The sequence below is a fragment of the Streptomyces sp. NPDC028907 genome, from assembly GCF_055564995.1.
In genome coordinates this window covers 179,860-193,594 of the sequence record NZ_JBVHVE010000007.1, presented here as the reverse complement: position 1 = coordinate 193,594, position 13,735 = coordinate 179,860, and the positions used below count along the sequence as shown (strand labels likewise).

General features: G+C 68.8%; 8 protein-coding genes. 4 read left to right on the top strand and 4 right to left on the bottom strand.

Annotated features, from left to right (window positions below; all coding sequences use genetic code 11):
* Window positions 1-47: 47 nt before the first annotated feature.
* From ACZ4UU_RS22975 to metH, 4 genes are all read right to left on the bottom strand, one after another.
* Entirely contained in the window at window positions 48-1,628 is a 1,581-nt protein-coding gene (locus tag ACZ4UU_RS22975; protein WP_471905262.1) for an ABC transporter substrate-binding protein, read from the bottom strand.
* Window positions 1,629-1,727: 99 nt separating this feature from the next.
* A complete protein-coding gene (locus ACZ4UU_RS22970) occupies window positions 1,728-3,332 on the bottom strand; it encodes an ABC transporter substrate-binding protein (RefSeq protein WP_471905261.1) in 1,605 nt (534 codons plus the stop codon).
* A gap of 437 nt (window positions 3,333-3,769) precedes the next feature.
* Window positions 3,770-4,465 carry an HAD family hydrolase gene (locus ACZ4UU_RS22965; protein WP_471905260.1) on the bottom strand — a complete coding sequence of 232 codons (696 nt, stop codon included), beginning with the start codon at window positions 4,463-4,465 and terminating at the stop codon, window positions 3,770-3,772.
* A 148-nt stretch (window positions 4,466-4,613) separates the two neighbouring features.
* The gene (gene metH, locus ACZ4UU_RS22960; RefSeq protein WP_471905259.1) at window positions 4,614-8,132 is read right to left on the bottom strand and encodes a methionine synthase; all 3,519 of its coding nucleotides are present in this window, start codon (window positions 8,130-8,132) and stop codon (window positions 4,614-4,616) included.
* A 293-nt stretch (window positions 8,133-8,425) separates the two neighbouring features.
* On the opposite strand from metH, the gene ACZ4UU_RS22955 reads away from it, so the two are divergent.
* The 4 genes from ACZ4UU_RS22955 to ACZ4UU_RS22940 all read left to right on the top strand — a co-directional run bounded on the left by ACZ4UU_RS22955 (window position 8,426) and on the right by ACZ4UU_RS22940 (window position 13,620).
* Entirely contained in the window at window positions 8,426-9,190 is a 765-nt protein-coding gene (locus ACZ4UU_RS22955; protein WP_471905258.1) for an IclR family transcriptional regulator, read from the top strand.
* A 330-nt stretch (window positions 9,191-9,520) separates the two neighbouring features.
* Window positions 9,521-10,315, top strand: coding sequence for an MIP/aquaporin family protein (locus tag ACZ4UU_RS22950; RefSeq protein ID WP_471905257.1), 795 nt, complete (start codon window positions 9,521-9,523; stop codon window positions 10,313-10,315).
* A 97-nt stretch (window positions 10,316-10,412) separates the two neighbouring features.
* The gene (gene glpK / locus ACZ4UU_RS22945; RefSeq protein ID WP_471905256.1) at window positions 10,413-11,954 is read left to right on the top strand and encodes a glycerol kinase GlpK; all 1,542 of its coding nucleotides are present in this window, start codon (window positions 10,413-10,415) and stop codon (window positions 11,952-11,954) included.
* A gap of 49 nt (window positions 11,955-12,003) precedes the next feature.
* Window positions 12,004-13,620 carry a glycerol-3-phosphate dehydrogenase/oxidase gene (locus ACZ4UU_RS22940; RefSeq protein ID WP_471905255.1) on the top strand — a complete coding sequence of 539 codons (1,617 nt, stop codon included), beginning with the start codon at window positions 12,004-12,006 and terminating at the stop codon, window positions 13,618-13,620.
* The last annotated feature ends 115 nt before the right edge of the window (window positions 13,621-13,735 follow it).

Genomic DNA, 13,735 nt, shown 5'->3' with positions numbered 1-13,735 from the left:
TGTGAAGGGGCGCCCTCTGTCGTGCGTGGGCGGGGTACGACCGTCTGTCAGCCCTTGCTGAGCTCCCAGAAGCGGAAGACGGTGGAGGCGTCGAGGCAGTACTCCAGGCCGTAGACGTTGTCGTGGACGACGGCGTACTGCTTGGCCTGCCAGACGGGGAGGACGGGGAGTTCCCTGGCCACGATGTCCTGAAGCTGGTTGAACTCGTCGTCGGTGGCGGAGCGGTCGCTCTCGGCGGAGGTGCGCGGGATGAGCGAGCCGGTGATGGCGTTGTTGCTGTAGTTGTTGCTCAGCACGTTGCCCTTGCCGAAGAAGGGTGAGGTGAAGTTGTCGGCGTCCGGGTAGTCCGGGATCCAGCCCTTCACGTACACGCCGTACTTGCCGACGGCGATGTCCTTCTCGTACTGGTCGAACGCGACGGACTGCACATCGGCGTCGAACAGGCCGCTGTCGTTGAGCTGCTGGGCGATGGCCTTCAACTCCTGGTCGGTGGCCGGGCCGTAGCGCGACGGGGTGGACCAGAGGGTCAGCTTGACCTTGCCGTCGATGCCTTCGTCCTGCAGTGCGTCGGCGGCCTTGGCCTTGGAGGGGCGGGCGCCGTAGGTGTCGAAGAAGGCCGTGTTGTGGCCGCCGATGCCGGCCGGGATGATCGAGTACAGCGGGCTGGCGGTGCCCTGGTAGACGTCCTTGATGAGGGCGTCGCGGTCGATCAGGTAGGCGATGGCCTTGCGGACGCCGAGCTTTCCGGCTACGGGGTCGTCCATGTTGAAGACCAGGTGCTGGACTTCGGCGCTGCTGCCTTCGACGACCTCGACGCCGGAGTCGGCGCCGGTCTTCTCGATGTCGGCGATGTCGCCCGCGGTGAGGCCGCGGTAGGCGATGTCGACCTGGCCCGCGCTCAGGGCCTTCTTCAGGGCGTCCTGGTCGCCGTGGAAGAACTTCAGGGTGACGCCGGAGTTCTGGACCTTCGCGGTGCCCTTGTAGTTCTCGTTGACGGAGAAGACGGCTTCGTCGTCCTCGAAGGAGTCGAGCTTGTACGGGCCGGAGCCGACCGCTCCGTTGTCCTCGCGCAGGCCGTTCGCGTCGTACTGTTCCTGGTCGACGATGGAGCCGGCGCCGGAGGCTATCTTGCTCGGGAAGGTGGCGTCCGGGGTGTTGAGCCGGAAGACGACCGTCTTGTCGTCCGCGGTCTCCACCTTGTCGAGCGTGGGGAACATGACCGCGGGCCCGTCGGGGTCGTTGATCTTCAGCATGCGGTCGAAGGAGAACTTGACGTCCTCGGAGGTGAGCGCGTCACCGTTGCTGAACTTGAGGCCGTCTTGGAGGGTGCACTTGTAGACCTTGGTCTGCGTGTCGGAGAAGGTGCACTCCTTGGCGGCCTCGGGCTGGGGTTCGGTGGCGCCCTTGGGGAAGCTGAGCAGCGATTGGAAGACGTTGTTGAACAGCAGCCAGGAGCCGGGGTCGTAGCCGGAGGCGGGGTCGGTGGCCAGGACGTCGTCGGACATCCCCATGACCACCGAGGTGCCGGTCCCCCCGGCATCGCCCGATTCCGTTCCGCAGCCGGTCAGCAGGCCGGAGGCCAGCCCTGCCACGACGGGCAGGACCGGCCACTGGTTGCGCATGTTCACGTGCGAGTGCCTTGTCGTCGGTTGTGTGGAACCCGGGCCGAAGTCCTGGATCCCGGGCCGGCCCGGCGCCTTGGTCGTGGCGCCGGGCGCGGGGAGACGTCAGCCGCTCACGCCACGGCCGAGCTCCCACAGCTGAAGAGTCGAGGAGGAGTTGAGCGCGTAGGCCGTGCCCGTGACGTCGTCGCCGGCGGCGACGTACTGCCTGCCCTGCCACAGCGGCAGCACGGGGACGTCGTTGGCCACGATGTCCTGGATCTCCGTCAGGCTTCCGGACGCCGACAGTCGGTCGGCCACGCGGCGGGACTCCGGGATGAGGTTGTTGCGGATCGCGCTGTTGGCGTACGGCGAGCCGAGGAAGTTGTCCTTGTCCAGGAAGGGCGCGAGGAAGTTGTCGGCGTCGGGGAAGTCGGGGAACCAGCCCATGCCGTAGACCTCGTACTCGCCCTTCTGCTCGGCGGGGCGGAACGTCGCCCAGGGGGCGCCCTCGATGTCGACGTCGAACAGGCCGCTGTCGTTGAGCTGCTTCTGCAGCAGCTCGAACTCCTTCTTGGTGGCCGAGCCGTAATGGTCGGTGGTGTAGTGCAGCGTCAGCTTCACCGGGGTGGTGATGTCGGCCTTCTCCAGCAGCGACTTGGCCTTGGCGGCGCTCGGGTCGCCGTACTTGTTGAAGAACGCGTTGGAGTGGCCCGTGACGCTGGCGGGGACCAGCGAGTACAGCGGCTCGGCCTGGGAGCCGTAGACCTTGGAGACGAGTTCGCCGCGGTCGATGATCTGGGCCATCGCCTGGCGGACGGCCTTGCTGCGCACGCTCGGGTCGTTGGTGTTGAAGGCCAGGTAGCGGATTTCCAGGCCGGACAGGTCGACGAGGTCGACGCTGTCGTCGGAGTCGGCCGACAGCTTCTGGATCAGCTCGGGCGACATGGTGCGGGTCGTCAGGTCGATGTCGCCGTTTTCGAGGGCGGTGCCCATCTCGTCGGCGTCGGCGAAGTTGCGCAGTTCGACCTTGTCGTTGTTCACCGTCAAGCTCCCCTTGTAGTCGGGGTTCTTGGTGAACACGGCGGAGACCAGCTCGTCGTTCTTGACCTCGGCCTGGAGGGTGTACGGGCCGGAGCCGTCGACCTCGAAGCCGTCGCGGAGCTCGTCCTTGGCGTAGATGTCCGGGTCGACGATGCCGGCGACCGGGGTGGACAGCTTGAACGGGAAGGTGGCGTCGGCGGTCTTGAGGTGGAAGATGACGTCGCGCTCGCCCTGGGTCTCGACGGTGTCGATGGTGGACAGCAGGGCGAAGACGCCGCTGTCGGCCTTGAGGGAGCGGGCGCGGTCGATGGAGTACTTCACGTCGTCCGCGGTGACGGGATCGCCGTTCGCGAACTTGAGGTCCTGGCGCAGTTTGCAGGCGTAGCGTTCGTTGCCGCTGTCGGTGAAGCCGCAGCTCTGGGCGGCCTCGGGGACCGGGTCGCCGTCGCCGCGCGGCTGGACCATGAGGGTCTGCACGGTCTGGCGCAGGATGTTCCAGGTGCCGACGTCGTAGGCGTAGGCCGGGTCCAGGGGTGCGGGAGCGTCCTTCGAGGCAGTGAACGCGTCCGTGGTGCCGACGACGATCGCCTCGCCGCCGTCGCTACCGCTTTCGGCTCCGCCGCAGGCGGCGAGAACCGGCGCGAGCAGGCCGATGACGGCCGGCAGCACCAAAGTCTTGCGGTTCATGCTCGGGTTTCTCCAGCTGTCGACTCCGTGTACCCGGCATGCAGGGGTGTCGCGGCGGGTCACGGGGGTAAGGGCGATGTTCTCGCGACGAGGTTAGTCCGCGCCCGCAGGAGGGTTCGCCGCCGCCGGAGTTGAGAACCCATCACGCTGTGAAACCGGTCGCGGACGCACCGGAAACCTGATGGGGGAAGGATTCGTGCACCGATCCATCAATCGGGACACAAAGGTGCGTCCGAAGCCCTCACGGGAGGGGCGTCGACACAGGGCTGGGCGCCTGTCGACCCTCTTGAGAGTGGCGAACGTCACAAACTGAACGGTCTTGGTGTGCACCGGAATTCAGCCATCGCACGGGATTCGAATTCCTTTGCGGAATTCCCCGGGCTAACGGCGTTGCACTCTGGGTGAACGTCGGCCCTATTTCCGTTGTCAGGCCGTCATCAGGCCGTCATCAGGCCGCGTAGGAATGCCAGATCGACCTGTTCCAGGGAGGTCACCACGGTGCGCCGGGCTGCGGGGGTGATCGGTGCGACCGACGGCACGGCCACCACCTGGCAGCCCGCGGCCTCGGCGGCGGCGACGCCGGTCGCCGTGTCCTCGACGACCGCGCATCTGACGGGATCGGCGCCGAGTCCGGCCGCGGCGAACAGGTACGGGTCCGGGTGCGGCTTGGTGCGCGTCACCTCGTCGCCGGCGACGGTCAGTGCGAAGTACTGCGGGCCGAGCGAGGTGAGGACCCGGTCGATGATGCGCCGGTGCGAGGCGGAGACCAGGGCCGTGGGGATCTCGTACTCGGCCAGCTCGGCCAGCAGCCTGGCGGCCCCCGGCATCAGTGGCAGTGCGCGGTCGATACGGTCCTCGAAGCCCTGGTTGAGCAGGTCGGTGAGCTCGGCGAGGGTGATGTCGGCACCGGTGGCCTCGATGAGGAACCCGGCGCTGCGGGTCATCGGGCCGCCGACCACGACGTGGCGCCAGGTGTCGTCGAGGGTGTGGCCGAGGCCGGCGAAGACCTCGACTTCGACGTCCCACCAGAAGCCCTCGGTGTCCACCAGGGTTCCGTCCATGTCCAGGAGGACGGCCTGCAGGGCCGACCCGTCGGCCGTACGGGTTACTGGCGCGGGGACCGTGCTGGTCATCCACATACCTCCTTGAAGGGACGATCAGGCCGGTTCCCACGGAGGGAACCGGCCTGCGGTGGACCGTCCAGTGTACGACGGGTCGCGTTGAATCGCCTGGTTCAACGGGTGTGCCCCGGGGCACACGGGTGACACGCCGGGGGCTGGGTCAGCGTGCGTTGAAGTACTTCGCCTCCGGGTGGTGGATGACGATCGCGTCCGTGGACTGCTCGGGGTGCAGCTGGAACTCCTCGGAGAGGTGGACGCCGATGCGCTCGGGCTGGAGCAGGTCGGCGATCTTGGACCGGTCCTCCAGGTTGGGGCAGGCGCCGTAGCCGAGGGAGAAGCGGGCGCCGCGGTACTTCAGGGCGAACATGTCCTCGATGTCGGACGGGTCCTCACCGGCGAAGCCCAGCTCGGAGCGCACGCGCGCGTGCCAGTACTCGGCGAGCGCCTCGGCCAGCTGCACGGACAGTCCGTGCAGTTCGAGGTAGTCGCGGTAGGCGTTCGCCTCGAACATCCGGGCGGTCTCCTCGCCGATCCGCGAGCCCACGGTGACGACCTGGAGGCCCACGACGTCGGTCTCGCCGGACTCCTGCGGGCGGAAGAAGTCCGCGAGGCACAGTCGGCGGCCGCGGCGCTGGCGCGGGAAGGTGAAGCGGGTGCGTTCGTTGCCGTGCTCGTCGAGGAGGATGAGGTCGTCGTCCTTGGAGACGCACGGGAAGTAGCCGTAGACCACGGCGGCTTCGAGGAGGTTCTCCGTCTGGAGCCTGTCGAGCAGGCCGCGCAGCCGCGGGCGGCCCTCGGTCTCGACGAGTTCCTGGTACGACGGCCCGCTGCCGGTGCGGGCCTCCTTCAGGCCCCACTGGCCCTTGAAGAGGGCGCCCTCGTCGAGCCAGGAGGCGTACTCCTTGAGCTGGATGCCCTTGATGACGCGGGTGCCCCAGAACGGCGGCTCGGGCAGCGGGTTGTCGGTGGCGACGTCGGAGCGGACATTCCCGTCCTCGGGGCGCTCCTCCAGTACGGCCGCGGCGGCGGTGCTCCTGACCCGGCGCTGCTTGAGGTCGGGCAGCTTCGCGCCGGGGACGCCGCGCTTGACGCCGATCAGGGCGTCCATGAGGCGCAGGCCCTCGAACGCGTCCCTGGCGTAGCGGACTTCGCCCTCGTAGATCTCGTGCAGGTCCTGCTCGACGTAGGCGCGGGTGAGGGCGGCGCCGCCGAGGATGACGGGGTAGTTCCCCGCGAGCCCGCGCTGGTTGAGCTCCTCCAGGTTCTCCTTCATGATCACCGTGGACTTGACCAGCAGGCCGGACATGCCGATGACGTCGGCGCGGTGCTCCTCGGCGGCCTCCAGGATCGCGGAGACGGGCTGCTTGATGCCCAGGTTGACCACGTTGTAGCCGTTGTTGGACAGGATGATGTCGACGAGGTTCTTGCCGATGTCGTGGACGTCGCCGCGGACGGTGGCCAGCACGATGGTGCCCTTGCCGTCGGCGTCCGTCTTCTCCATGTGCGGTTCGAGGTAGGCGACGGCGGCCTTCATCACCTCGGCGGACTGCAGGACGAACGGCAGCTGCATCTGGCCGGAGCCGAACAGTTCGCCGACGACCTTCATGCCGTCCAGCAGGGTGTTGTTGACGATGTCGAGGGCAGGCGTGTCCTGGAGGGCCTCGTCGAGGTCGGCCTCCAGGCCGTTGCGTTCGCCGTCGATGATGCGGCGCTTGAGGCGCTCCTCCAGCGGCAGGGCGGCGAGTTCCTCGGCCTTGCCGGCCTTGAGGGACTTGGCGGTGGCGCCCTCGAAGAGCTGCATCAGCTTCTGGAGGGGGTCGTAGCCCTCGGCGCGGCGGTCGTGGATGAGGTCGAGGGCCGTCTGGACCTCTTCCTCGCTGAAGCGGGCGATCGGCAGGATCTTCGAGGCGTGGACGATGGCCGAGTCCAGGCCCGCCTTGACGCACTCGTCGAGGAAGACGGAGTTCAGCAGGATGCGGGCGGCCGGGTTGAGGCCGAAGGAGATGTTGGACAGGCCGAGGGTGGTCTGGACGTCCGGGTGGCGGCGCTTGAGCTCGCGGATCGCCTCGATGGTGGCGATGCCGTCCCCCCGGGACTCCTCCTGACCGGTGCAGATGGTGAAGGTCAGGGTGTCGATGAGGATGTCGGACTCGAGGATGCCCCAGTTGGTCGTCAGGTCCTCGATCAGCCGTTCGGCGATCTCGACCTTCTTCTCGGGGGTGCGGGCCTGGCCCTCCTCGTCGATGGTCAGCGCGATCAGGGCGGCGCCGTGCTCGCGGGCCAGCTTGGTGACCTTCGCGAACCGGGACTCGGGGCCGTCGCCGTCCTCGTAGTTGACGGAGTTGATGACCGCGCGGCCGCCGAGCTTCTCCAGTCCTGCCTGGATGACGTCGACCTCGGTGGAGTCGAGGACGATCGGCAGGGTGGAGGCGGTGGCGAAGCGGCCGGCGAGCTCCTCCATGTCGGCGACGCCGTCGCGGCCGACGTAGTCGACGCACAGGTCGAGCATGTGGGCGCCCTCGCGGATCTGGTCGCGGGCCATCTCCACACAGTCGTCCCAGCGGCCCTCCAGCATGGCCTCGCGGAACTTCTTGGAGCCGTTGGCGTTGGTGCGCTCACCGATGGCGAGGTAGGAGGTGTCCTGGCGGAAGGGGACCGTCTGGTAGAGGGAGGCGGCGCCTGGTTCGGGCTGCGGGTCGCGCTCCACCGGTGTGGCTTCCCGGACGCGCTCCACGAGCTGCCTCAGGTGCTCGGGCGTGGTGCCGCAGCAGCCGCCGATGAGGTTCAGGCCGTAGTCCCGTACGAAGGTCTCCTGGGCGTCGGCCAGGCCCTCGGGGTCGAGCGGGAAGTGGGCGCCGTCCTTGGTGAGGATCGGCAGGCCGGCGTTCGGCATGCACAGCAGGGGGGTGCGGGAGTGCCGGGCCAGGTAGCGCAGGTGCTCGCTCATCTCGGCGGGGCCGGTCGAGCAGTTCAGGCCGATCATGTCGATGCCGAGGGGTTCCAGCGCGGTCAGCGCGGCGCCGATCTCGGAGCCGAGCAGCATGGTGCCGGTCGTCTCGAAGGCCATCGAGACCAGCAGCGGGACCTCGGTGCCGGTCGCCTCCATGGCGCGCCGGGCGCCCAGGATGGACGACTTCGTCTGCAGGAGGTCCTGGGTGGTCTCCACGATCAGGGCGTCCGCGCCGCCGGCGAGGAGGCCCTCGGCGTTGGCCTGGAAGCCGTCGCGCAGCGTGCCGTAGCCGATGTGGCCGAGGGTCGGCAGCTTCGTACCGGGGCCGATGGAGCCGAGCACCCACCGCTGGCGGCCGTCGCGGGCGCTGTACGCGTCAGCGGTCTCGCGGGCGATACGCGCGCCCGCCTCGGACAGCTCGTGGACGCGGTGGGCGATGTCGTACTCGGCCATGGCCGAGTGGTTGGCGCCGAAGGTGTTGGTCTCGACGCAGTCCACGCCCGCCTCGAAGTAGGCCTCGTGGACGGAGCGGACGATGTCGGGCCGGGTGAGGTTGAGGATCTCGTTGCAGCCTTCGAGGTTCTCGAAGTCCTCGAGGGTGGGCTCCTGGGCCTGCAACATGGTGCCCATCGCTCCGTCGGCGACCACCACACGGGTGGCGAGCGCCTCGCGGAGGGCGGACACACGGGTCCGGCTGTCGGCGGAAGGGGTCGGTGGCAACGAGGCCATGAAAGGGCTCCCTGGAATGCGACGGCTGTCGGCTTTGCACCCTTGCGTGACTTTCCACGGCGGGCGCACCCCGCCAGCGTAGCCGGGACCGCGCCGGAAGGGTCGGGCCGTCCACGGGGCGGACGCGCACGACGGTGCGGGCGCTGACCGGATACCTGTGACACGAGAGAAGCAGCCGGATGGCGACGGACCATTAGCGGGAGGTCGGCATCGACCGGTAGTGTTCGACATTGCCGAACGGCGGCAGCGACGTCGCGATGTCGACGGTCGAAGGGGACGGAGGCAGTACGGCGATGGCACGGAACATCCAGTCGCTCGAACGGGCGGCCGCGATGCTGCGGCTTCTCGCAGGCGGCGAGCGACGCCTCGGCCTGTCGGACATCGCCTCCTCGCTGGGCCTCGCCAAGGGCACCGCCCACGGGATCCTGCGCACCCTCCAGCAGGAGGGCTTCGTCGAGCAGGACGACGCCTCCGGGCGCTACCAGCTGGGCGCGGAGCTGCTGCGCCTGGGCACGACCTATCTGGACGTGCACGAGCTGCGGGCACGCGCGCTGGTGTGGACGGACGACCTGGCGCGTTCCAGCGGGGAGAGTGTCTACCTGGGCGTTCTGCACCAGCAGGGCGTCCTGATCGTCCACCACGTCTTCCGCCCGGACGACAGCAGGCAGGTGCTGGAGATCGGCGCCATGCAGCCGCTGCACTCCACGGCGCTGGGCAAGGTCCTGTCGGCGTACGACCCGGTCGCGCACAGTGAGGCGATCGAGGCCGACCGCAAGGCCTTCACGGACCGGACCGTGAGCGAGCTGGACGGCTTCGAGCATCTCCTCGACATGACACGCGCGCGTGGGTACGCGGCGGACGTGGAGGAGACCTGGGAGGGCGTCGCCTCCCTGGCCGCCCCGATCCACGACCGGCGCCGAATGCCGGTCGGCGCCGTCGGTATCACCGGCGCCGTGGAGCGGTTGTGCCGGGACGGCGAGCTGCGTCCGGAGCTGATCGCGGCGGTGCGGGACTGTGCCCGCGCGGTGTCGCGGGATCTGGGCGCAGGTCGGTTCTGAGGCCCCGCAGGGGCCTCGTACGGGACGGGAGTGACCGCCGGGACGTCGTGGGACGTCCCGGCTTTCGTCATGCCCCGGCCCAACTGTCCCCATGTCGATAAATAAACACAACCGACAACGATCGCGCATTCAACGACAGAGCTCTTGACGCACATGCGACGCCGGGGCAAGACTCCCGTCCATCGGTCGGCATTGTCGAACACCTACCGGCAATACGCGCTAGAGTGTGACAACGCCAAGGGCCGGCATCGCTCTCACCCGAGGGCAACGCGAACCACCGGAGGGACCCGGGGTTCGGCTTCCCCTGGACGAAGGACAAAGGAGTCGCGGGTGTCCAGCTCCGACATCTTCATCGGCGAGACCATCGGTACCGCCATACTCATCCTGCTCGGCGGCGGCGTCTGCGCCGCTGTGACGCTGAAGGCCTCCAAGGCCCGCAACGCCGGCTGGCTCGCCATCACCTTCGGGTGGGGCTTCGCAGTACTCACGGCGGTCTACACCTCGGCGCCGCTGTCCGGCGCCCATCTGAACCCGGCCGTGACCGTCGCACTCGCGATCAAGGACGGCGAGTGGAGCAATGTTCCGACGTACTTCGCCGGACAGCTGCTCGGCGCCATGATCGGTGCGGCTCTGGTCTGGGTCGCCTACTACGGCCAGTTCCACGCCCACCTCACCGACAAGGAGATCGTGGGCGGTCCGGGTGCGCAGGCCACCGCGGCCAAGGCCGTCGAGGCCCAGGAGAAGGGCGCGGGCCCGGTCCTGGGCATCTTCTCCACCGGTCCCGAGATCCGGAACGCGGTGCAGAACCTCGCCACGGAGATCATCGGCACCGTCGTGCTGGTCCTCGCCATCCTCACGCAGGGCCTGAACGACGCCGGCAACGGCCTCGGCACCCTGGGCGCCCTGATCACCGCACTCGTGGTCGTCTCCATCGGTCTGTCGCTCGGCGGCCCGACCGGTTACGCGATCAACCCGGCCCGTGACCTCGGTCCGCGTATCGTCCACGCCCTTCTGCCGCTGCCCAACAAGGGCGGTTCCGACTGGGGCTACGCCTGGATCCCGGTGGTCGGCCCGCTGATCGGCGGCGCCATCGCGGCAGGCATCTACAACGTCGCGTTCGCCTAGGAGAAGCGAGCTTCACCCGTCCGGGTGAGGAGTACCGAAACTCTCGGCGCGCGCCGTACGTAAAGCCCCATAACCACGGAACTTCCAGGAGCTAACAGTGACCGACGCCCACACCGCCGGCCCCTTCATCGCCGCGATCGACCAGGGGACCACCTCGTCCCGCTGCATCGTCTTCGACCGCGACGGCCGCATCGTCTCCGTCGACCAGAAGGAGCACGAGCAGATCTTCCCGAAGCCGGGCTGGGTCGAGCACAACGCGACCGAGATCTGGACCAACGTCCAGGAGGTCGTCGCCGGAGCCGTCGCCAAGGCCGGCATCACCCGTGACGACATCAAGGCCATCGGCATCACCAACCAGCGCGAGACCACCGTGCTGTGGGACAAGAACACCGGTGAGCCGGTCCACAACGCCATCGTCTGGCAGGACACCCGCACCGACGCGCTCTGCAAGGAGCTCGGGCGCAACGTCGGGCAGGACCGCTTCCGCCGCGAGACCGGTCTGCCCCTCGCCTCCTACTTCGCCGGTCCCAAGGCCCGCTGGCTGCTGGACAACGTGGAGGGCCTCAAGGAGCGCGCCGAGGCCGGCGACATCCTCTTCGGCACCATGGACACCTGGGTCATCTGGAACCTGACCGGCGGTGTCAACGGCGGCAAGCACGTCACCGACGTCACCAACGCCTCCCGCACCATGCTGATGAACCTGCACACCATGGCGTGGGACGACAAGATCGCCGAGTCCATCGGAGTGCCGCTGCAGATCCTCCCCGAGATCCGCTCCTCCGCCGAGGTCTACGGCGAGATCACCGGCGGCAAGCTGGGCGACCTGCTGGGCGGCATCCCGGTCGCCTCCGCGCTCGGTGACCAGCAGGCGGCCCTGTTCGGCCAGACCTGTTTCGCCGAGGGCGAGGTCAAGTCGACCTACGGCACCGGCACCTTCATGGTGATGAACACCGGTGACAAGATCATCAACTCCTACGCGGGCCTGCTGACCACCGTCGGCTACAAGATCGGTGACCAGCCGACGGTCTTCGCGCTGGAGGGCTCGATCGCGGTCACCGGCTCGCTGGTGCAGTGGATGCGCGACCAGATGGGCCTGATCTCCACCGCCGCCGAGATCGAGACGCTCGCGCTCTCGGTCGAGGACAACGGCGGCGCCTACTTCGTGCCGGCCTTCTCCGGCCTGTTCGCCCCGCACTGGCGCAGCGACGCCCGCGGCGTGATCGCCGGTCTGACCCGGTACGTCACCAAGGCGCACCTCGCGCGCGCCGTCCTGGAGGCCACCGCCTGGCAGACCAGGGAGATCGCCGACGCCATGGTCAAGGACTCCGGCGACGAGCTGGTGGCCCTCAAGGTCGACGGCGGCATGACCTCCAACAACCTGCTGATGCAGACCCTCTCGGACTTCCTGGACGCTCCCGTGGTGCGCCCGATGGTCGCCGAGACGACCTGCCTCGGCGCCGCCTACGCCGCCGGTCTCGCCGTCGGCTTCTGGTCCAGCACGGACGAACTGCGCGCCAACTGGCGCCGGGCCGCCGAGTGGACCCCCCGCATGGACGCGGAGATCCGCGACCGTGAGTACAAGAACTGGCTCAAGGCCGTCGAGCGGACCATGGGCTGGCTCGAGGACGACGAGAGCTGAGAGCAGCTCTTGCCCGCTCTCGAACTCTGATGAGGAGTAAGAACCCGAAATGACCAGTCAGACCACCCTGCAGTCCGTGCCTGCCCTCGGTATGCGCCCGGCCTCCGGCTCCAACCCGAGCCGCGCCGAGACCCGGGAGCAGCTCGCCAAGGCGTCGTACGACCTTCTCGTGATCGGCGGCGGCATCCTGGGCATCTCCACCGCCTGGCACGCCGCGCAGTCCGGCCTCAGGGTGGCTCTGGTCGACGCCGGCGACTTCGCCGGCGCCACCTCCTCCGCCTCCTCCAAGCTGCTCCACGGCGGTCTGCGCTACCTGCAGACCGGCGCGGTGAAGCTGGTGGCGGAGAACCACTTCGAGCGCCGTGCGGTCTCCCGCCAGGTGGCTCCCCACCTGGCGAACCCGCTCACGTTCTACCTCCCCGTGTACAAGGGCGGGCCGCACGGCGCCGCGAAGCTCGGGGCGGGCGTCTTCGCCTACTCCGCGCTCTCCGCGTTCGGTGACGGCGTGGGGCACCTGCTGTCGCCGGCCAAGGCCGCGCAGGACGTACCCGAGCTGCGCACCGAGAACCTCAAGGCCGTGGCCGTGTACGGCGACGACCAGATGAACGACGCGCGCATGGCGCTGATGACGGTCCGCGGGGCCGTCGAGGCGGGCGCGGTCGTGCTCAACCACGCCGAGGTCACCGGCCTGCGCTTCACCAAGGGCCGGGTGACCGGAGCGGACCTGCGGGACCGCCTGTCCGGTGACGAGTTCGGGGTGAACGCCCGTCTCGTGCTGAACGCGACCGGCCCCTGGGTCGACCACCTGCGCAAGATGGAGGACCCGAACGCCGCGCCGTCGATCCGGCTGTCGAAGGGCGCGCACCTGGTCCTGAAGCGCACGGCGCCCTGGAAGGCGGCGCTCGCGACCCCGATCGACAAGTACCGCATCACGTTCGCCCTGCCCTGGGAGGACATGCTGCTGCTGGGCACCACGGACGAGGAGTTCGAGGGCGACCCGGCGGACGTGTCCGTCAACGACAAGGACATAGCCCAGATCCTGGACGAGGCCGCGTTCTCCATCCGGGACCAGCAGCTGGACCGGGATCTGATCACGTACGCGTTCGCGGGTCTGCGGGTGCTGCCGGGCGGTCCCGGTGACACCGCGAAGGCCAAGCGGGAGACCGTGGTGACCGAGGGCCGGGGCGGGATGCTGTCCGTCGCGGGCGGCAAGTGGACGACCTTCCGGCACATCGGCCGCACCATCATGAAGAAGCTGGAGGCGCTGCCGGGCCACCCGCTGGGCGACGACTTCGAGCCGATCGCCTCGCTGCCGAAGAAGCTGCCGCTGCCCGGCATCGCCAACCCGCGCGCGGTCGCCCACCGGCTGCTGACCGACCGACCGGCGCCCGGGCCGCGTATGGCGGCCGACACCGCCAAGCACCTGGCCACGCACTACGGTTCGCTGGCCTTCGACATCGCCCGCATCGCCAACGAGAACCCGGAGCTGGGCGAGCGCGTCCACCCGGATGCCCCGGAGATCTGGGCCCAGGTGGTCTACGCCCGGGACAACGAGTGGGCCGAGACGCAGGACGACGTGCTGCGTCGCCGTACGACGCTGACGATCCGGGGGCTCGCGACGGACGACGTCCGGACGAAGGTGCAGGACCTGCTCGACAAGAAGTGAGCCTCGCGGGCGCCGAGGGAGGTTTTCGCCGGATGAGCCTCCCCCGGCGTCAGGTCCGGCCACTCCCCTGACCAGGCCGGACCGCACGAGGGCGGCCCGCCCCGCGTTCTTCCGC